A 21,685-nucleotide genomic window follows, 5' to 3' on the forward strand; every position below is an offset into this window, starting at 1 on the left:
AATATAACGAATAATAGGTGCAGAAGCAAACGGAAGTCTCATTTCCAACTTGATTACGCCCAACCCCATCTTATCCCCTGCAAAGATAGCGAATTGCCACATAAGAGACAACCTGTTTATAAACATGGCTCCCAAACACCGCAAAAAAGAAAAAAAGAGAATGAAACTATTTTTGAAAATCCGAAACAAATGCTTACCTTTGTGCGCTCAATAATTTATTAACAACAAAACTCAAAGAAATGTATTTAGATTCTGAGAAAAAGAAAGAGATCTTTGAGAAATACGGAAAGTCCAATACTGATACTGGCTCACCCGAAGCTCAGATTGCATTATTCTCCTACCGTATTGCTCATTTGACTGAACATTTGAAGTCAAATCATAAAGATCATAGCACTGAACGAGCTCTTAAAATGTTGGTTGGTAAACGTCGTCGTTTGCTCGACTACCTCATCAAAGTCGACATCAACCGCTACCGTGCCATCATTGCACAAAAAGAGTTGGGTATCAGAAAGTAATTTTTCGCTACACAGCAACAAAAAAGCGATTCGTATTTTCCGAATCGCTTTTTTTGTTACCTCACATCGACGGTAAACCCTATTCGCGGTTCAGTCGATCATTCGTGGGGATATCGGCTCAATAGAAAATCAGAGGGGATTATCTTTATATATCTCTACCCCCTCTCCCATACCGCTAACGCAACACAGGGGAAAAGTGCACAATGTATCCTTATACCGAAACTGAAACGCCACTTTCAATCCTCTCCCCCTGTGTTTCCATAAGGAAATATAGGGGGGAGTGCCCGTAGGGCGAGGGGGTTAAACAACAGTCGAGCGAAGATGCAAAAAAATTATACACACCGCCCCTCCCCGAATCGCAAACGAGTTACTAATAAACACAACAAAGCTGCGGTTTTAAAGAATAATATTCTTTAAAACCGCAGCTATAAATCCCCTCCGCCTATATTCTTTCCAAAACCGTTTGAATAAGATCCGATACGGCTGTTTTATAATTAGGATTAGCATGATGTGCTACCCTATTGGCAATAATACTGCACACAGTCATTGCCTTGTGGCCCATAAGTTTAGCCAGACCTGCCAATGCCGAGCTTTCCATTTCATAATTAGTCACGACCTGCGAACCATATTTGAAAGCCTCTATTTTCTTGTTCAGTTCAGGATCGGCCAAAGGAATTCTCAATTCCCTGCCTTGTGGCCCATAGAAACCATTGGCAGAGATCGTGACACCTCGCACCATATCTTCACCGCCGATACGAGCGACCAATTCCGAATCGGCATCTACTACATAAGGAGCAGCCCATAAAGGATTCCACTTCACAAACTCACAAAAAGCTCTTTCAAAATCAAGGTCACAGACCCTCTCCCGACCGGCATAAAAATTAAGCACGCCATCGAAACCGATAGATTTCTCGGCTATTACGGGAGTCCCGATTGGCACATGAGGCTGTAATCCCCCCGAAGTACCTACCCTCACCAGAGTCAACTGCCGAAATTGGGGTTTCTCATATCGAGTGGAAAAATCGATATTCGCCAAAGCATCGAGTTCATTCACTACGATATCGATATTGTCGGTTCCGATACCATGCGACAAACACATCACCGATTTCCCCTTGTAAGTACCGCCAATCGTGTGAAACTCTCTGCTCGAAACTTCAAATTCACGTGTATCGAAAAACGATGCGACCAAATCGACCCGTCCCGGGTCTCCCACCAATATTATTTTATCCCGCAACTGTTCGGGCTGCAAATGCAAGTGAAATACACTACCGTCTGCATTGATAATAAACTCCGATTCTGGAAAATGTTTCATATATTTCTTCTTTTATACTAACACATCATTGCGTGATAGCAAACGAATATACAGATATAAATCTGTATATTCGAAATGGTTTATTCTAATTATATATAAAAAACATCTCTTTAAGATATAACACCCGTACTCTCTATCAAAAAAAGGTTCGATATATACAAATTTCCACTCAATCTTTCTTAGAAACGACTTTCTTTGAACTTTCAGCAGCCTTTGCCTCCTTCGCTTTTTTTGCTTCCGCTCGTTTAGAGTGTCGCTCAATCCGAGCCGATTTCAGCTCCTTTTGCAACATCTCTATTTCGGCCGACTGATTCCGAATCGTCGTCAATAAAGCATTCAACTCTTCGTTTTCTATCGATTCGGGATATTGCGCTTCCACCCGTACGATAAAATCGCTGAGCACATTCATGTAATTGGTAAAAGCCTCATACGGACTATCGTAAGGACTGTAATGGCTATGCACAGCTCCGTCGGACAAATACTTCGTACACATATAATAGAAGTGATCGCTGGCTTGTAAATAATACCAGTCTTGTTTCAAACGACGGTCGTCACACAAGCGGACGCGCTCGGCAACTGAATAGAGCTTGCGGAACGCTTCGTTCTGCAACGTGTTTCCCAACCATGCACTGGTGTCCCGTGCTTCGTCGGCCCACGACATCGGATAAGGAACCGACAGCATATCGACCGGTTTCAATTTACTGATCGCCTCGGTCGGCGTACAGAACCCGACACCCTCTTGTTCAGCAAAACGAGGAAGGGCTTTCATAAACTCGAAAATACCCGATTCGCGAGGTTGCAGTTCGCCCAATGTTTCGTAATTCATGAAAAGATTGACGATAGGTTCTTCTTCGGGATAATTCTTTACCCACGAAATAAACTTCTCTGCCGTTAAAGGATAATCGCTCCATTCGTAATTAGAGAAACGGAATGAAATATCATCGCTCATTTTGTAATTTTTCAACAACATTTTCAGCTTGGGAGCAGCTGCCGAACTATACAAATAATTCGGGCTCTTCCAACCCAAAATATGCTTCGCGCCCTCTGTAATAACGCCTTTGAATCCCATCGAAGCTATCATAGAGGCTATGTCGTCGGAAAATATCAACTCGGTATTTCTGAACACTTTGGGCTTCACGCCGAAAAGCTGCTCTATCTTCTCGTCGTGTTGTCTCACCTGCATCTTGAACTCCTCCGGATCGCACAACGATGCCAACGAGTGCGCATAAGTTTCGGACAAGAACTCCACACAATCGGTCTTGACCAATTCTTTCATGCTGTCGATAAATTCAGGCACACAAACTTCGAGTTGCTCCAAAGCCACCCCCGATATGGAAAAAGCCACCTTGAACTTACCATTGGCATTTTTAATCATTTCAAGTAATGTCGCATTTGCCGGGAGGTAAGAACGCTGAGCTATGCGAGTGATAATATCGTCATTGGCAAAATCATCATAGTAATAGTGATCGTTACCTATATCGAAGAAACGGTATCGTTTCAATCGAAACGGTTGATGAATTTGAAAATAGAAACAAATAGTTTTCATATAAGGTCGAGTTTTTTCATTAGTTATTATTGTGCATTACCTTGTGGTAAATATCGATTACTTTCTGTCCGGCATATTTCCATTTGATTTCGTTCACCTCCCGCTCTCCTTCTTCGCGCAGTTGCTTATAGATAGCAGGATAAGTGATTATAGAATAAATGGCATCGGCCATAGCATCGATATCCCAATAGTCGGTCTTAATGACATTGGTCAAAATCTCGGCACACCCCGACTGCTTCGAAATAATCGAAGGCACACCCACTTGCATGGCTTCAAGCGGAGAAATACCGAATGGTTCCGAAACCGAAGGCATCACATACACATCGCTGGCCTTCAACATTTCATAAACCTGCTTTCCCCTCAAAAATCCGGTAAAATGGAAACGGTCGGATATATTACGCTGAGCCGACAAGAGAATCATCTTATCCATCATATCTCCGCTCCCGGCCATGACGAACCTCACCCTATTGGTCTTCTTCAACACCCGCGCCGCAGCCTCCACAAAATACTCAGGGCCTTTTTGCATGGTAATGCGTCCCAAGAAAGTAACCACCTTTTCTTTCGGACTGTGAGGAACTTCTATCGATTTAATCTCGTCGCTCAAAGGCTCTACGGCATTGTGCACGGTCGTCACCTTCGCCGGATCGATATGATACTTTTCGATAACCGTCTGACGAGTCAGATTACTTACCGTAATAATATGGTCGGCATGCAACATACCGTCCCGTTCGATATTATACACCGTAGGATTTACATTACCCCGGCTTCGGTCGAAATCGGTCGCATGCACGTGAATAACCAGCGGTTTACCGCTCACTTGCTTGGCATGAATACCGGCCGGATAGGTGAGCCAATCGTGGGAATGAATGACATCGAACTGAACCGTACGAGCAATCACCCCGGCTACAATCGAGTAATTATTTATCTCCTCCATCAGATTATCGGGGTAACGTCCCGAAAATTCGATACACCCCAGATCATTGGTTTTCAGATAATTAAAATCCGCATAAATATAGCTGCGAAGATCGAAATATTCTTGGGGATCCATACAATAGCCATAACGCTGCTGTACATAATCCCAACTTACATCTCTCCATGCGACAGGTGTATTCGCAGCTCCGATAATATGGGCAAAAGTTTTATCCTCGTCTCCGTATGGTTTAGGTATGACAAACGTGATGTCTATATCGCCACACTCTGCCATGCCTTTGGTCAGCCCATAACTGGCCGTACCTAAACCACCCAAGATATGAGGAGGAAACTCCCAACCGAACATAAGCGCTTTCATAGATAGGAATCAGGCTTTACATGTTATACTTTTTCAATAAATTCAATACTCTCAATATTTCACCGACATTGGCGGCATAGCTGATAGCTCCCCGGCCTGCGAAAGGTGGATTCCCGTCGAACAGCTCGGAGATAGAGCCAATGCAAGTCTGAGACATTTCATCTTCAAACCCTATCAGCATACGTTCCAAAAACGATACCCCGCTAATACCGAATATCTTCAAATAGGCATCGGCATACGCTCCCATCAACCACGGGCGAGCAGGTCCTTGATGATAAGCATATTCGCGTTCGGTCTGCGACCCTACATAAGTAGGATTGTAGCCATAGCTCTTAGGGCTCAAAGTGCGGATACCTTTGGGGGTCAGCAATTCCCGTGTAACCACTTCCAATGCACGTTTCCTCTGCCGTTTGTCCAACGGAGAATAATCGAGCGACAGAGCTATCAACATATTGGGACGTACACTCCAATCGGACATCGCACCGTCCACATAGTCTACCAGATAACCATAATCGTTCAAGAAAGTATGTACAAACGACTCTGCCGTCTTATCGGCGATAGCGTTCCACTGCTCGACCTTCGATGCCATCTCGCTGTCTTCGGCAAAGAGTGCGGCGGCAAACCTCAATCCGTTATACCATAGTCCGTTAAATTCGACCAAATAGCCGCTTCTCGGATTCACGGGACGTCCGTCGACAACCGCGTTCATCCATGAAATTACCCGTTCCTTTCCATTGGAATAAAGCAATCCGTTATCGTGCAAGAACAGGTTGGGATGCCCACCTTTTACGATATAATCCAGAATATCGCAAACAAACTTCTCGTATTTCTGTCGGCAAATCTCCATACCTTTCTCTTTGGCATAATGATACACTGTCCATAACGCCCACAAAGGAATATCCGGCAAATCTATTTCTCCGATATTTTCATCGAGCTCTCCGCTCGTCATAAAGTGACGTAACGCTTTTTCCGACGAATGCATCACATCTTCAAAAGTCTTGTCGTCTCCGACAGCCAACGTACATCCCGGCAAAGCGATGAACTGGTCGCGAGCCCTTACCCCGAACCACGGATAACCGGCTAATAAATAGTGACCTTTTTTAGTTTTGAAATAAAACTGCTGAGCCGAATTTTTCAAGCAATTGAAGAAACTGGACCGACACATGTGACGGTTGGCGAGTTCTTCATTGTAAGTACGGGCGAACGAACGCGGTTTCGCTTCTATCGTACCGGCCGAGAAAATAATACTCTCGCCCTTTTTTATCGGGAGCTCGAAATACCCCGGCACATATAAATCTTCCTGATAAGGATAGCCGCGTTCTTGATCTTTGATATATTCTATACCTTTATACCAATGGGGATCGAATATAAACTGAGGAGCCTTATTAAATTGCATATACAACCGGGGATACCCCTGATACAGACAACAACTTATTCCGTTCGCCACCTCCTCGTAACGTTGGTCGAGTACGTAATTCTCGACACACAGCTCGTTGGCATTACGAAACGCCAGAAACGGACGAAACTGTAACACCGTAGGGGAATGAGCATCGACAAGAGTATATTTGATCAATATACGGTTTTCATGTGAAATAAACACTTTCTCTTTGGTCATAATTACCCCGCCCACGCGATACATCGTTTGCGGGACAGATTCGCAATTAAACTCCCGAATGTATTTGTGTCCGTTAGGACTGAAACAATCGCCTCGATATTTATGCAACCCCAAGTTAAAGGCCGCTCCATGCTGTATCACGGTTTCGTCCAAAGACGACAGCATCACGTGATTATCCTTGTCCAACTCGGGTATCGGGATAACCAACAACCCATGCTGTTTTCGAGTATTGCAATCAACGATTGTCGTACAATGATAGGCCCCCGACTTATTGGTCCGCAACATCTCTTTTGGCAAAGACCATTCGAGATTTATCATCAGATTCTTGTCAAATTTCAGATAACTCATATCTCTACAATCAAATTTCTCTTATTCCTTTCTAAAAATTCCCGAACGAACTTATAATCGTAAATGTTCACAAACTACAAGTTTTCAAAGAATTTGAAATAAGCTATTAATATTGTTACGAATTTAACATAACAGAAAATAAAATGCAAACATTTTGACAGCGAAAATGGTATGTTCTTAAACATATAGTTACAATCGACAATATATCAACACCTTATAACCGTTCTAAAACAAAAAAGGTTCCGATTTTCATCGGAACCTTTTTCATAACGACTAATTATTTATAGTTTTACCAAACGTACGACTTTATCTCCCGTCCTCACCAAATAAACACCGGCTACCAGTCTCGACATATCCACGACTGTAATTTCTTCTGTCGGATCGATAATCGAAACGATATGCCCGGCAAGGTTACAAATATAAATCGGACTCTCGGCTCCACAAACGAAAAGCTCTCCCGATACAGTCGTCGGATATATCCGCACGCCCGATACCACAGATTCTACACCGGTATAACCGGGATCCTGATCGGTAAATACCGGATACCCGTCATTCTCGGCATCCTCGACTTTCCAATATAGAGTCTGCCGGCCTGTTTCCGAGGAATTGTTTGTCTTGGACCAATCGTTCAATCTTACGGCAAAAGCCGTCGATTTCATATAGTCGACCGTCAACGCCGTTCCGGCATAAGAGCCTTCCCCTTCCACACAATTCATCAGATAATAACAATCCTCCGAATCGGCCGATAAAATCGGTACGACCGGGTACGATTTTCCGGGGACACCCGATACGGTTCCTATATTATAACAATTTGCCACACGAATATCGGCATTATCGGTATAAGATAATATTCCTCCGGCAAAACCAGATCCCGACAGCCGCACTCCTGCCACATTATAACAGTTCGCAATAAACGTCGAACTCCCGGAGTTATACCCGACAATCCCCCCTGCACAAGAATCATATTCCGGCAAAGCCTCTACCGCGACAACTGCATGATTGCTGCTGTTTATAATCGCGGACTCTTGATTAACTCCCGCAATACCGCCGGCATAAACAAGGCAAGAGGCATAATTATCGGAAGGTTGAACCGTACCGGTTACAATACCGAGATTCTCACAACGATCGATCGAAGAAGTCGAAACAACATACCCGGCTATCCCACCTACATATCCGGCGGGGCCTTCAAACGAAACAGAAGCCCGATTTTCGCATGAAACAATTTCCGACTCCTGAGCATAAGCCACAACACCGCCGCCATAATAGGAAGTCCGTATTTCACAATCTTCCGCTAAAACCACACGGGTGACCTGTGCCTGATAAATAGCTCCGAAAAGTCCGGAATAAGCCTCACCGGTCGATATCACTTCCGAACGAAGGTTATGTATTTCGTAGCCACCCCCGTCAAAGACACCCTTAAAAATTTGCTGTAAATTCGCTTTTCCTATCGGTTCCCATTTAAGCCCGTCCAAATCGATATTCCCGGTCAAAGTGACTGTTTTACCCTCGAAAGTCCGGCCGTTCTTCACCAAGTAAGCCACACCCGCCAGTTGTGCCGGGGAGAAAATGGAGAACGAATCCTCGGCCTCGTCATACCACGAAATATCGTAATTTCCGGCCGAAGTCCACCAACCGCCGGCCTCTACGGCCTCACCGAATACGGGGAAACCATCGTTCTCTTCCGATCGAACCGTCCAAGAAAGCAGGTCGGGCAGGTCGGGATCACTCTCGACAAGAGAGGCTGCATAGGAGGTCAGCAATTCGGCAAACGCAAAGGATTTCATTTCATCGGCCGTCATCGCCGTACCCTTGACATTCATTCCGGTCGTATCTTCCACACAAGCGATATCGTAATAACCATTTTCAACACTCGCACCGTAAGAAGCGGCAATCGGGAAAGCCGTTGCAACCGGCTCCGACTCAGGAATAATCGATCGTCCTGTCGCCGTAAGTCGACCGGCATTATACACATTATTCAACTGCGCAAACGAGGGGGTTATTCCCCCGACCTCCACACTCGGTCCCGTACCCGATATATTCCCGATATTATACCCGTTCACTACCTTCGCATTAGCTGCCACCAGCCCCGAGACATACACAAAACCCCAAGTCGAAACGCCTACAACATCATTCGCATTGGAGCAATTATAAACCGGATTATATGAGTTGTCAAATCCCAAAATACCGGCGGCGAATATATTACCGAAAAGGCTTCTAACCTCTATATATGCCCGATTATGACAATTCGTAATATAATTACCACCCAACACTCCGCAAAGGCCTCCTACCTGAACAAACTGTGAACCGGTAGCGGTAACCTGCACTGCGCAATCCTCCGCCAAAGTCACATTTTTAATAACACCAGTAGCAAGACCGAACAATCCCGATACTTCGGGATCTATATAGGAATAAATCTTTATATTCACGTTCAAGTTATGTATCGTATGACCACCACCGTCGAATGTTCCGGCAAAAAACGCCTGCGATTGCCATCGCGAAGAAATAAAGTAACGGCCAATAGGAACCCATAAATGTTCCGCCAAATCGATATCATTCGCCAGTGTAACGGTTTTTCCCCGGAATTGGTGATACGTATTCACTAAATAAGCCAATCCCGCCAACTGCTCCGGAGTAGAAATAGTGAACTCGGTACGAGATTCGTCATACCACGAGACATCGTAGTTTCCTTCCGAAGTCCACCAATTGGACTGCACATAATCCTCCTCTATCAATGCAGGTCCGTTTTCTCCCGGTCTCCACATCTTCAAAGAAGATACGAAAGGATCGCTCAAAACGATACCCGACGCAGCTGAATTCATCGTACGCACCTGCGCATCGGAAAGCAATTCGTCCGAAGGTAACGCAGTTCCTATATCATTGTAACCGTCTCCGGCACAACCGTCCCCATAAAAACATTTCTCCAAAAAGGTATTGTAGGACGTCCCGACAATACCGCCCGTCATTATCTGCGCTTCGTTCTTAACAGCCATGAACGGCGGTACATAGCCTTCCAACCAACCGGTTACCTGATCATTTTCAACCAAAGCAATCATCAAATAAGAGGCGGGAGAAACAGAAAAAGTGATGGTGTTACCGTCATCGGACAGGCTACCGACAACCTCCCCGGAGGCAAAAATCCCGTCATTGGTATATCTGACCAACATCATGGTATATCCTAATTGTTGTTCCCCTATGGAAATATGCAAACAACCGTCCCCTCCGATAGAACCTGTCAACGTGTAAGTAAAATCATACCTCGAAGACCTCCAATCGATAGTCAATCTTTCGGGAGACGAATCATCGGCTTCGATGGTCATCTCGAAACTTTGAGTTCCCTCTCCCTCAAAAGGAGAAGCCGCAGTCGCCGTATAGCTTCCCTCCCAAGCATTCGCAGCTTCGAGTTTCGACACACGACCGTTAAAGATAGATGCCAATACCGAAGAGTTGTCGGCATTCCCGACCAAACCGCCTGCGGTATATCCCTGCACCGCAGCATCGGAACGACAGTTCATAATCGCACTTTCATTCATACTCCCGGCTATGGAACCGGCCACAGAGCCGACCACCACGCAAGACGAGGAGAGCATGACATTACGAATATCGGTAGAAGCAACCGCCCCGAACAATCCTGAAAACTTCTCCATATCCGTATGCAAACCGGAGATCGTATGGCCGCCACCATCGAACAGACCTTTAAACTCAACTCCTCTTGTACCTATCGGAATCCATTTGTAATTCGACAAATCGATATCTGCAGACAAACGTACCGTACAATATTGGAAATTCTTACCTGCACGGACCAAATAGGACAACCCGGCTAACTGTGCCGGAGAGGAAAGAGAAAATTCGTCTTTCGTCTCGTCATACCAAGAAATATCGTAATTCCCATCAGCGAGCCAAGAGTCGGCGGAAACGGCATTCCGAAACGCCGACGAATTCCCGGTAACCGAAGAAACGGCTGACCGCGATAATATCCGGCCGATGTTTTTCGTATCGACCGGCCGAACAGTCCCTTCCATTCGGGTAGTCCCCTCGTTCAATACCCCCAATCGCATCTGTGCCGCCTGCACAGGAGAGATTCTTTTCAAAGGTTGGTTAGTCGCCGAAATCATACCGGTCATTAGACAACACAACCCGATTAATGTAAACCATTTTTTCATATCGTATATATTAAAATTATGCACGAATTGAGTCCTGTAAGCCTTTCTCATTCACAACCTATAAAACTGAAAAAAATAGGAAAAACATTCCCGACCTGCGATAAGTCCCTCTTTTACAGATTTCCCTTTTTTCTGAATTGCAAATTAAATAAAAAATAACATATTACAGCATAACAAAGTATTGGTTTTCATAATATTCTATATATTATATAAATAAATGTCATAAAAAGAGGGGTGACGAAATCGCCACCCCTCTTTTCAAATATATAATCGGTATGCATCAGAATGATTCGAGAGCAATGGAAAGATTCTGCAAAAACATGCGAACCGAAAGTGCCAATAAAATAATACCGAAGAACTTACGCAATACATAAACCCCCGTTTTCCCCAAAGCACGCTCCAAAATATGGACATTGCGAATAACAACATAGATAACAAGAATATTCAAGAACAAAGCGGCCAGAATACTACCTAACCCATACAGAGCCCTCAACGACAACAGAGTAGTAAAAGAGCCGGCGCCGGCAATCAAAGGGAAAACGATCGGTACGATCGATGCTGCACCTTCGGGCCCGTCATTCCTGAAAATCTCCACCCCAAGCAACATCTCTATGGCCATCACGAAGATAACCAGCGCGCCGGCAATGGCAAACGAAGAAATATCGACTTGAAACAGATTGAGTATCATATTCCCCATAAACAGAAAGGCGAGGAATGTAACCAACGAATAGACTGCCGCTTTCCAAGCGATAATATTTTGTCCCTTCTGCTTCATATCGATAATAATAGGAGTAAGCCCCGTTATATCGATTACAGCAAACAAAATAATAAAAGCACTCAGGAAATCCTGAAAACGAAACGATATTATTTCCATATTCTACATAGTTTAAGGTGTACGACAACAAGGTAAATACAAGAGTCTATATACACTCACATTTACACGATTTCTATCTTATCCGGTACAAAGTTAATGAAAAAAAAAGAAATGAATAGTTTCTAAACAAAGAAGATGTTTTAGCTTTTATAACGAAACATAGTAAAAAAATTTTGTTAGTTTTGAAGAATCTAATCGTATAGCGTATGGACAGCATGTATGATGTTTTATTACAGCTCCCTATTTTTCAAGGAGTCAGCCGAAATAAAATTTCGGAATTAATCGAGAAAATGAAATTTCATTTTCTCAAATATCCCGACGGAGAAAAAATCGTCACGAGTGGGGAAGAATGCAATCATTTGAAATTTCTCATCTCGGGAGAAATTCGCTCCGAACTGATTACACAAAACGAGAAAATGAGAATTACAGAGCTGATACAAGCTCCTAATGTAATAGCTCCCGACCATCTATTCGGCCGCGACACCTATTTCCCGGCTAATCTTTATGCCGTAGGAACCGTAGGAATCATGCAAATAGAAAAAGCCTCGGTCATACAAATGTTACAAGAAGAGCCTATCTTCCTCATCAATTTGTTGAACATACTCTCTCGCAGATCGCAAAAGGCACTCGAAAGTTTTACGGCTCTTTCGTCCAACGACCTCAAAGAACGACTGGCATTTTGGGTGTTGAGTCTCACGCAACAAAAATCGGTCGACATACGCATCATCTGCAAACAAAAAGATTTATATGCTTTCTTCGGTGTGCAACGGTCGGTATTCCTGTCTACCCTCGATGAATTGAAAGAAGACGGTATCATCGATTACAATGCAAAAGAAATCATCATTTTAGACCGGTCCCGATTAAAAGATATGTTACTCGGCACAAGCAAAGACGACTTTTAGCATAACCCTATCCCATTTTATTCCACGGAGCAGCACTACTGCTCCGTTTTTTTGAAGCTGTTTTAAATTTATTCCGAGACAGATTGAGCCCTATGTTGAAGCAGATTGGAGTCCGAGATACGCAGTCAATAGCGGGCTATTGACAAAAATCAAGGGATTCTAGATGAGAGACAGGGGCTCAATATGGCCGAAATATACCTGCTTGCAATGATAATATTATTTTTCAATAAATTTAAAACAGCTTCTTATATCGTTATCCGGCAATACCCAGTAGCGACTCAATAGAGATTAAACCTCCTCCCTGCCGTGTCCCGTAGCCTTACGGGGTGCTTTACTATGCAATTATAGGGGAGGAAGTTGAATAACTTGTTACATAAAAGATTCGCCGAACTGTAACAAAAGTACGAAATGCATCACACACCTCCCCTGTGTGGCGTTAGCCATATAGGGGAGGTGTCCGAAGGACGGAGGGGTTAGAAAAGACAGGCAGGTAGGATAGGGGGGAGAAGGTTGAATAGCTTGTTGCATAAAAAAAGAGGCTCGCACACGGCAAGCCCCTTTTTCGATTATGTGAAAGACTGAATTTTAATCTTCCTGTTCAACACCCCATTGTTGTTTTGCCAAACGACGATAGTTATTGTAACGCCACTTAGCATTGTCCTCGGCAGCTTTGAACAGTTCCGCAGCCTCCGAAGGATATTGTTTCATGACAGAAGCGAAACGAACCTCTCCTTTCAAGAAGTCTTGGAATTTTTCCCACTGCGGTTCCTTGCTGTCCAATGTGAACGGATTCTTGCCTTCGGCTTCCAACTCGGGATTGTAACGCCACAAGTGCCAGTATCCGCATGCTACGGCAGCAGCTTCCTCGGCCTGAGCCTTACCCATACCGGCTTTCAAACCGTGGTTGATACAAGGCGCATAAGCAATGATGATAGAAGGACCATCATAGGCTTCTGCCTCACGAATAGCTTTCAAGGTCTGAGCTTGATCGGCTCCCATGGCCACCTGTGCACAATATACATATCCATAGGTCGAAGCGATAAGACCGAGGTCTTTCTTACGAACCCGTTTACCCGCTGCGGCAAACTTAGCGATAGCTCCCACCGGAGTAGCTTTCGAAGCCTGACCACCGGTATTCGAATATACTTCGGTATCCAAAACGAGGATATTCACATTTTTGCCCGATGCCAAAACATGGTCAAGACCACCGAAGCCGATATCGTACGAAGCACCGTCACCACCGATAATCCACTGTGATTTTTTGATAAGATACTGACTCAATGAAGCTATCTCTTTACATATTTCACACTTATCGGCATTAGCTTTCACGATAGGTGTAATTTGAGCTTCGAGCTCGATAGAACGTTCGGTATTGTCTTTATCGGCAATCCATGCAGCGAACAGTTCTTTGGTCTCTGCCGGACAGCTATCGCCCTCGATGGCTCGATTCATCAATTTCACCAAACGCTCGCGCATTTTTTCAACGGCCAACGTCATACCCAAACCGAACTCACAGAAATCTTCGAACAACGAATTGGCCCAAGCGACACCCTTACCTTTATCGTTCGTTGTGTAAGGAGTAGAAGGTATCGAACCCGAATAGATCGAAGAACAGCCCGTAGCGTTAGCTACCATTTCACGGTCGCCGAAAAGCTGAGAAATCAATTTTACATAGGGAGTTTCACCGCAACCCGAACATGCACCCGAGAACTCGAACAACGGAGTAGCGAACTGCGAATTTTTCACGTTCGATTTAATATCTACCAAGTGTTGTTTGCTCTTCACACTCTCGGCACAATAATCCCAACGGGGAGCCTCGCCCAACTGGCTTTCCAAATCGGACATAGACAGAGCCTTACCGTTCTTATTGCCCGGACAAACATCTACGCAATTGCCACAGCCCAAGCAGTCGAGAACATCTACCTGCATACGGAAGTGCATACCCTTCATGGCAGCAGGAGCTTTCATTTCGAGAGTCTCGCCAGCCTTGTAAGGAGAAGCGGCCAATTCGGCTTCATCAAGGACGAACGGACGGATAGAAGCATGAGGACAAACGTAAGCGCACTTGTTACATTGTATACAGTTTTCACTGTTCCAAACAGGGACGAAAGCAGAAACACCGCGTTTTTCATATTTAGCGGTTCCGGCAGGCCAAGTTCCGTCTTCGATTCCAGAGAATGCAGAAACAGGCAGGTCATCGCCGGCTTGTGCATTGATAACCTTCACAACATTTTCTACAAATTCGGGAGCTTTGCTTTCGGCTTTTTCGTCGTCGGGTAGATTTGCCCATGCAGCATCTACCGTCACCTTCTCATATTCACCTCCACGATCTACGGCAGCATAGTTCTTGTTTACGACATCTTCGCCTTTTTTACCGTAGGACTTCACGATGAATTTCTTCATCTGCTCGATAGCCAAATCCACGGGAATCACCTCTGTTATGCGGAAAAACGCCGATTGAAGTATCGTATTCGTACGATTGCCCAAACCTATTTCCTGAGCAATCTTCGTAGCATTGATCGTATAGAACGAAATATTTTTCTGTGCCAATGTACGTTTCACGTTATTAGGCAAATGCTTAACCAGCTCTTCGGCAGTCCAAATCGTATTCAACAGGAACGTACCGTTCTGACGAATTCCGCGCAACACATCGTACATGTGCAAATAGGCTTGAACATGACAAGCCACGAAATTGGGCGTATTCACCAAATATGTAGAGCGAATAGGCGTATCGCCGAAACGCAAGTGAGAACAGGTGAAACCTCCCGATTTTTTCGAATCGTAGGAGAAATAGGCCTGACAATATTTATCGGTATTGTCACCGATAATCTTTACAGAGTTCTTGTTAGCACCTACCGTACCATCGGCTCCCAAACCATAAAATTTAGCTTCGAAGATACCTTCGCCGCCCAATGCCAATTCTTCTTTTGGAGGAAGAGACGTGAAAGTGACATCATCGACAATACCGATAGTAAAGTGGTTCTTGGGCTCAGGCAAAGACAAGTTTTCATATACCGACAAAATCTGTGTCGGAGTCGTATCTTTCGAAGCCAAACCATAACGACCGCCAACGATAAGCGGAGCATCGGCTTTACCATAAAATACATCTTTAACATCGAGATACAAAGGCTCGCCATTAGCGCCCGGTTCTTTGGTACGATCGAGCACAGCCACACGTTTAACCGTCTTAGGCAGGGCTGACAAGAAATGTTCTGCCGAGAAAGGACGATATAAATGAACAGCGACCAAACCTACTTTCTCGCCTTTTGCCATCAAATAGTCGATTGCCTCACGAGCAGCCTCGGTTACCGAACCCATCGCTATAATTACACGATCGGCATCCTCGGCTCCATAATAGTTGAACAAATGATAATCACGACCGGTAATCTTATTGATTTCCTGCATATAGTCTTCTACGATAGCAGGAACAGCTTCATAAAATTTATTGGAAGCCTCGCGATGTTGGAAGAAGGTATCGGGATTCTCGGCCATACCCCGCATAACCGGAGTCTCGGGATTCAATGCTCGTGCGCGGAACTCGGCCAAAGCCTTCTGATCGATAAGCGGAGCTAAATCCTCATTTTCAAGAACCTCTATTTTCTGTATTTCGTGCGATGTACGGAATCCATCGAAGAAATTTACAAAAGGCACTCTCGACCGAATCGTTGATAAATGAGCTACACCGGCCAAATCCATCACCTCTTGCACAGACCCTTCGGCCAACATGGCAAATCCCGTTTGCCGAGTCGACATCACATCTTGGTGATCACCGAAGATGGAAAGCGAATGAGATGCCAACGTACGTGCCGATACATGGAACACGCAAGGCAACAATTCTCCGGCAATCTTATACATGTTGGGAATCATCAACAGAAGTCCCTGAGACGCTGTATAAGTTGTCGTTAACGCACCTGCCTGCAAAGAACCATGAACTGCTCCGGCAGCTCCACCCTCAGATTGCATTTCTTGTACGAGGACGGTTTCCCCGAAAATATTCTTACGTCCGGCAGCAGCCCACTCATCTACATACTCAGCCATAGTAGATGACGGAGTGATGGGATAGATGGCTGCGACCTCAGAAAACATATACGAGATATGCGCTGCGGCCTGATTACCATCGCAAGTTAAAAATTTTTTCTGTTTACTCATCTTTTCTTGTTATTAAGTAATTAATATTGTTTTTTTCATCTCTAAATCAATACACAAACCCCAACAACCACAAAGGTATCAAGTTTTCACTACCTATTTTCAAATCGTCTACCGCATAATAAAAATGAGGGTTGATACGACTGCGGGGCACACTCCCTTGTATTCTGAACAAAAGTTCTCGGTTCACCAAAAACTGAGCGTTTTTACTACCCATATTCAAACGATGATCTTTGTGCAACGTATTATAAAAAAAGGTTTCGCGAATCGATTGAGGATCTGCCTGAACCGACCGATTGGAATATATAATATTCGTATTATGCATATACACCATAGCCGGTTTTTTAGGAAATTCCTCCCCTACCCGATAAAGCATATTAATAAGCCTCGCATCTTTCAAACTTTTAATATAATTCATAACCGTCGCTCTTGAAATTTGAATATCCTTGCTTAACTGACTCACGTTAGTGGGTGCCGGCGAATGAACCGACAACAAATACATTAAACGACGAACCTTCGGGAGATAGGACAATTCTATTTGCTTAATCAACAGAATATCCACCTCCATAATCATATTGATATTTTTAACCAGATTTTCCGAGAAATTCGATTTATCCAAAAAGAACGGATAATATCCATGATGCAAATACCCCGGAAAATAATCTAATGGATTTACTTGCGCACAAATTTCCTGAGCGATAGCCCTATGATTGGTTATAATATCGCTAAGTGAATATGAAGGGAAATGAGTCGAAGCCATCAAATTCAAATATTCCCGAAATGAAAACCCTCGCAGATTATAAGAATCGACCAATCCGGCCAATACCGGATTCTCCTCTTTTAATCGCATAACCGACGAACCGGAAAAAATTATTTTCAATTCGGGCAAATGATCATAACAATATTTCAATTCCTCCGACCAACCCGGATACTTAAATACCTGATCTATCAGTAATACCCGTCCCCCTTGTCCATAAAAACGTTCTGCAAAATCTCTCAGAGTATGCTCTGTAAAATATAAATTATTGAGATTTATATATAAGCACGACCGGTCTAAGCCGTAATTTTCTTTGGCATATTGCAGCAAAAATGTGGTTTTTCCTACCCCTCGGCTACCCTTTATACCTACCAAACGGCTGTTTTTGTCGATTTGATACATTAAGTCCCGTTTCACCGGAGACTCTACATGCTCGACGAGATACTTGTGTGTTCTATAAAACGATTCCACGGCTTCTCTCTTAAACAGGCCACAAAGATAATAAAACACCACTATTTTGGCAAGCCGACTTTGCAATTTATAATATGATAGTGTTTATTACTTTTTATTTTAACATTATTTCAAAGAAGTATCTTCCCCACTCATAAGCTCCTATAATAAACAAACACAATAATATTTCATCAGAAATACCCATATAACACAAGAGAGATTACCGAACCTCGATAATCTCTCTTAATTTATTTATTCGTTATAATTATCACTTCGCAGGAGAAATCGTTGCCGCACGATCGAGAATATAAGAACCAAAACGATCGAGTTTTGCATCGCTGGTCTTTTGTTCCAACTGATCGGGGCTAACGCCATAAGATACTAAGGCATCATAGACTCTCTCGGCACGAGCTTTACGCAACTTAGCATTGAAGGCTGCCGTACCTGTTTCGCTATCGGCATAACCGGTAATCACATACTTCGTATCCTTGTTGGCTTTAATAGCCTTTGCAACAGCTTTCAACACTACTCTGTCTTTCCCTTGCAGTTCCGAACTATTTATATTATAATAAACGGTAACCACAGGAGCCTGCTCCTCAACGATCTTTTCTGCCGGACGATTCTTACATTCGGCCAATTGTTGTTCGAGGTCTGCTATTTTTCGATTGGCATCACGCAATTGAGCGACAAGAGCATCTCCTTCCGCATCGCTGTATTTACCCACAACCGGAGCTACAACAGGCACAACCGGAGCATTCCAACCACGGCCCTTGAACTTATAGGTTACACCCACCAAAGCAGAAAGAGTCTTAGCATGATTTCCTTCCCCGGCAACAGTCTCTTCAAACACATCGAAACGGAGATCCAAATTGATAGCCCAAGCATCGCTTAAACGGAAACGGTTTAACAAACCGCCTCTCATACCCATATTGACACAATCGGCAATATCTCCATCACCGGAAACTGCAACAGGAATTCCCATACCGACATATAAAATAGGAGAATAAACGCGCTCGCGATATCCACAGAACAAACTTGCCAAATCGCCCATCACATCAAGAGCCGGCGTTATTAAAGCATACGATTGTTTGTAATAAGTATTGTCGAGCATCTCGCCACTCATGCCATTACCCCATAAAGCAGCTCCTTTCATTCCATAATAATCAGCGCCCAAACGCAACCCGATAACAGGAGAAAACCATTTCTCGACATTAAGACCAAACACAGGAGCAATACGCTTACCAAAATCGGCATGGCTATCAAATCTCCCTAAACTAAAATCGACCCCGCCTTCAAGTGAAATCATCCAATTGTCTTTAAACTTATTCAAGACAATTTCTTTGGAAGGTTCTGTCTTAGCCTCCTCTTGGGAAGCCGCTGCAACCATTGCCGGCATTGCTGCAAAAACACCTGTAAGCAAAATTGCAGATACAGTCTTCTTCATACTACTATTATTTTTAATTAATATATGTTTAACATTCGATCGACCAGCATATAAAAGATATGAAAATCAATCATTTTATAGACCCAATTGAATTTGGGGATAAAGATAATTGATTTATTTTATTCGACAAACAAATTTTATTTAAATTTACAACAAAGTCGTTCTTCTATAAAAAAAAGAAAAACGACTTTGCTTAAATTTCTCTAAATACTTATTTCTCTACAAATTCAATAATTTCCCGAGCGATATTATCCGAGGTAAATCCCAATTTTTCATCAAGAACCTTATATGGCGCAGAATAACCGAAATGATCCAATCCATACACTTTGCCCTCACTGCCCACCAACGGGAACAAAGTCGAAGGCAAACCGGCCGTCAACCCAAACACCGGCAACCCGGGAGGTATTACCGCGTTTCTATACGATAAAGGCTGCTCCAAAAATAGACCTATCGAAAGAGCCGAGACAATCTGTACCCGCACTCCCTTATCATGCAATATATTTACAGCGCCGACTAAGGTAGAGACCTCCGATCCATTGGCTACCAATACAACATCGGGAGTCTCGTCTTTCATCAATATATAAGCGCCTTTCTCTGCTTGTAATGCATCGTTATAACGACTGCCCGAAGCCGACGGTAAATCGGGGACATCTTGACGGGAAAGAATCAATGCCGTCGGTGTATCCTTATTCTCCATAGCCAATTTCCAAGAAACAAGAGTTTCGGCACTATCGGCCGGCCTCAGAACCAACACACTATTTTTGCCGCTATGATTCTTCAACTGCTCCATCAACCGTATTTGAGCTTCCTGCTCTACCGGCTCGTGAGTAGGCCCATCTTCTCCCACCCTGAAAGCATCGTGCGTCCAAACATATTTCACGGGCAATTCCATCAAAGCCGCCATACGAACTGCCGGTTTCATATAGTCAGAGAAAACAAAGAATGTTCCACAAGCAGCCTGCATTCCTCCATGCAACAATATACCGTTCATAATCGCCGCCATAGTCAATTCAGCGACCCCCGCATGCAAAAATGCTCCGTGGAAATCACCCTTCGCAAAAGCTCCTGTCTTCTTCAAAAAAGCCTCTGTCTTATCCGAATTTGCCAAATCGGCCGAAGAAACGACCATATTTTTCACCCGTTCCGCCAAATAAGCCAAAACGTTTGCCGAAGCAGTCCGAGTAGCGACATTCGGTTTATACTCTATCGATGAGAAGTCAAGCGCAGGAAGTTTTCCGGCATAAAAATCGTGCAACTCTCTGGCCAATTCGGGGTTTTCTTTCTCCCACGCAGCTTGCGCCGATTTACGTTCTGCGACAATCGCTTTCAATTCCTCTGCTCGACGGGCATACAGTCCGGCGGTTTCAGGGAATATCACAAACGGATTTTCCACATTTCCGCCTAAATTCTCAATGGTCTTTTCATAAGATGCGCCCGACTTACTCAAAGGCTGTCCATGCGTAGAATATTTTCCCTCGAATTTCTCTCCCGTAACCGTTACACACCCACGTCCCATAATGGTTTTCCCTATAATCAGAGTCGGACGCTCGGTTTCACGATTAGCCAACGCCAAAGCATCACGAATAGCTACCGGATCGGTTCCGTCTATTTCCACGACATTCCAATTCCACGACCTATACTTCGCAGCAGTATCTTCATCGGTTACCGCATCTGTATCAGTCGAAAGTTGTACGTCGTTACTATCATAGAACATAATCAAATTATGCAATCCCAAGAATCCGGCCAAACGACCTGCACCCTGAGAAATCTCCTCTTGAATACCTCCATCGGAAATAAACGCATAAATTTTATGACTACACCATTCGCCGAAACGAGCAGCCATAAAACGCTCGGCGATAGCAGCGCCGACAGCCATCGTATGTCCCTGACCCAAAGGTCCCGACGTATTCTCAATACCATGCATTACATCGACTTCGGGGTGGCCGGGAGTTATACTGCCCCATTGACGAAACGACTTCAAATCGTCCATCGTATAAAACCCCGACATAGCCAATACACTATAAAGCATCGGGGACATGTGCCCGGGATCTAAAAAGAAACGATCACGATTTATCCATTTCGGATCCGCCGGATCGTACACTAAAAACTCGGAATATAACACATTGATAAAATCAGCTCCCCCCATAGCACCTCCGGGGTGACCCGATTTGGCTTTTTCAACCATCGCCGCCGTCAATACTCTGATATTGTCGGCCGATTTGTTTAATAAGTTCGTATCGTTCATGGGAATTTTTTTACAAAAATAATACAATTCATGAGTATACAAACACAAAAACCGCCAAAAGTTCACAAAAAGACAAAGAGAGT

Annotated in this window: 12 protein-coding genes; 2 read left to right on the plus strand and 10 right to left on the minus strand. The window is 44.0% G+C overall.

What is annotated here, in order from left to right; translation table 11 throughout:
• Nucleotides 1-239 precede the first annotated feature (239 nt).
• Entirely contained in the window at nucleotides 240-515 is a 276-nt protein-coding gene (rpsO, locus tag NBH06_RS02270; RefSeq protein ID WP_008861122.1) for a 30S ribosomal protein S15, read from the plus strand.
• A gap of 442 nt (nucleotides 516-957) precedes the next feature.
• Here rpsO and NBH06_RS02275 read toward each other — a convergent pair whose 3' ends face one another.
• From NBH06_RS02275 to NBH06_RS02300, 6 genes are all read right to left on the minus strand, one after another.
• Nucleotides 958-1,827 carry a nucleoside phosphorylase gene (locus NBH06_RS02275; protein ID WP_250792573.1) on the minus strand — a complete coding sequence of 290 codons (870 nt, stop codon included), beginning with the start codon at nucleotides 1,825-1,827 and terminating at the stop codon, nucleotides 958-960.
• A 169-nt stretch (nucleotides 1,828-1,996) separates the two neighbouring features.
• On the minus strand, nucleotides 1,997-3,373 hold the full coding sequence (locus NBH06_RS02280) for a glycoside hydrolase family 57 protein (RefSeq protein ID WP_008861124.1): 1,377 nt from the start codon (nucleotides 3,371-3,373) through the stop codon (nucleotides 1,997-1,999).
• Nucleotides 3,374-3,392: 19 nt separating this feature from the next.
• On the minus strand, nucleotides 3,393-4,661 hold the full coding sequence (locus tag NBH06_RS02285; RefSeq protein WP_250792575.1) for a glycosyltransferase family 4 protein: 1,269 nt from the start codon (nucleotides 4,659-4,661) through the stop codon (nucleotides 3,393-3,395).
• A gap of 16 nt (nucleotides 4,662-4,677) precedes the next feature.
• Entirely contained in the window at nucleotides 4,678-6,624 is a 1,947-nt protein-coding gene (locus tag NBH06_RS02290) for a glycogen debranching enzyme N-terminal domain-containing protein (RefSeq protein WP_250792577.1), read from the minus strand.
• A 281-nt stretch (nucleotides 6,625-6,905) separates the two neighbouring features.
• Complete coding sequence (locus NBH06_RS02295; protein ID WP_250792579.1) at nucleotides 6,906-10,784, minus strand: hypothetical protein; 3,879 nt, start codon at nucleotides 10,782-10,784, stop codon at nucleotides 6,906-6,908.
• Between the two features lie 280 nt (nucleotides 10,785-11,064).
• Complete coding sequence (locus NBH06_RS02300; RefSeq protein ID WP_008861129.1) at nucleotides 11,065-11,658, minus strand: MarC family protein; 594 nt, start codon at nucleotides 11,656-11,658, stop codon at nucleotides 11,065-11,067.
• Nucleotides 11,659-11,864: 206 nt separating this feature from the next.
• Here NBH06_RS02300 and NBH06_RS02305 point away from each other — a divergent pair, with 206 nt between their 5' ends.
• Entirely contained in the window at nucleotides 11,865-12,560 is a 696-nt protein-coding gene (locus NBH06_RS02305; RefSeq protein WP_008861130.1) for a Crp/Fnr family transcriptional regulator, read from the plus strand.
• A 585-nt stretch (nucleotides 12,561-13,145) separates the two neighbouring features.
• Here the strand turns inward: NBH06_RS02305 and nifJ are convergent.
• From nifJ to NBH06_RS02325, 4 genes are all read right to left on the minus strand, one after another.
• Nucleotides 13,146-16,709, minus strand: coding sequence for a pyruvate:ferredoxin (flavodoxin) oxidoreductase (gene nifJ, locus NBH06_RS02310; protein ID WP_250792581.1), 3,564 nt, complete (start codon nucleotides 16,707-16,709; stop codon nucleotides 13,146-13,148).
• Between the two features lie 46 nt (nucleotides 16,710-16,755).
• A complete protein-coding gene (locus tag NBH06_RS02315) occupies nucleotides 16,756-17,934 on the minus strand; it encodes an ATP-binding protein (RefSeq protein ID WP_250792583.1) in 1,179 nt (392 codons plus the stop codon).
• 247 nt (nucleotides 17,935-18,181) lie between these two features.
• Nucleotides 18,182-19,357: an OmpA family protein gene (locus NBH06_RS02320; protein WP_021891909.1), complete on the minus strand. Its 1,176-nt coding sequence runs from the start codon at nucleotides 19,355-19,357 to the stop codon at nucleotides 18,182-18,184.
• A 211-nt stretch (nucleotides 19,358-19,568) separates the two neighbouring features.
• On the minus strand, nucleotides 19,569-21,602 hold the full coding sequence (locus NBH06_RS02325; protein ID WP_250792585.1) for a transketolase family protein: 2,034 nt from the start codon (nucleotides 21,600-21,602) through the stop codon (nucleotides 19,569-19,571).
• Nucleotides 21,603-21,685 lie beyond the last annotated feature (83 nt).

The organism is Barnesiella sp. B2-R-119 (assembly GCF_023656675.1).
GTDB classification, from domain to species: Bacteria; Bacteroidota; Bacteroidia; order Bacteroidales; family Barnesiellaceae; genus Barnesiella; species Barnesiella intestinihominis.

Bases quoted from the DNA above. Each gene is read 5' to 3' on its own strand.
- nifJ (WP_250792581.1), bottom strand. From the start codon at position 16,709: ATGAGTAAACAGAAAAAATTTTTAACTTGCGATGGTAATCAGGCCGCA.
- NBH06_RS02275 (WP_250792573.1), bottom strand. From the start codon at position 1,827: ATGAAACATTTTCCAGAATCGGAGTTTATTATCAATGCAGACGGTAGT.
- NBH06_RS02290 (WP_250792577.1), bottom strand. From the start codon at position 6,624: ATGAGTTATCTGAAATTTGACAAGAATCTGATGATAAATCTCGAATGG.
- NBH06_RS02300 (WP_008861129.1), bottom strand. From the start codon at position 11,658: ATGGAAATAATATCGTTTCGTTTTCAGGATTTCCTGAGTGCTTTTATT.
- NBH06_RS02320 (WP_021891909.1), bottom strand. From the start codon at position 19,357: ATGAAGAAGACTGTATCTGCAATTTTGCTTACAGGTGTTTTTGCAGCA.
- NBH06_RS02305 (WP_008861130.1), top strand. From the start codon at position 11,865: ATGGACAGCATGTATGATGTTTTATTACAGCTCCCTATTTTTCAAGGA.
- NBH06_RS02325 (WP_250792585.1), bottom strand. From the start codon at position 21,602: ATGAACGATACGAACTTATTAAACAAATCGGCCGACAATATCAGAGTA.
- rpsO (WP_008861122.1), top strand. From the start codon at position 240: ATGTATTTAGATTCTGAGAAAAAGAAAGAGATCTTTGAGAAATACGGA.
- NBH06_RS02295 (WP_250792579.1), bottom strand. From the start codon at position 10,784: ATGAAAAAATGGTTTACATTAATCGGGTTGTGTTGTCTAATGACCGGT.
- NBH06_RS02285 (WP_250792575.1), bottom strand. From the start codon at position 4,661: ATGAAAGCGCTTATGTTCGGTTGGGAGTTTCCTCCTCATATCTTGGGT.
- NBH06_RS02280 (WP_008861124.1), bottom strand. From the start codon at position 3,373: ATGAAAACTATTTGTTTCTATTTTCAAATTCATCAACCGTTTCGATTG.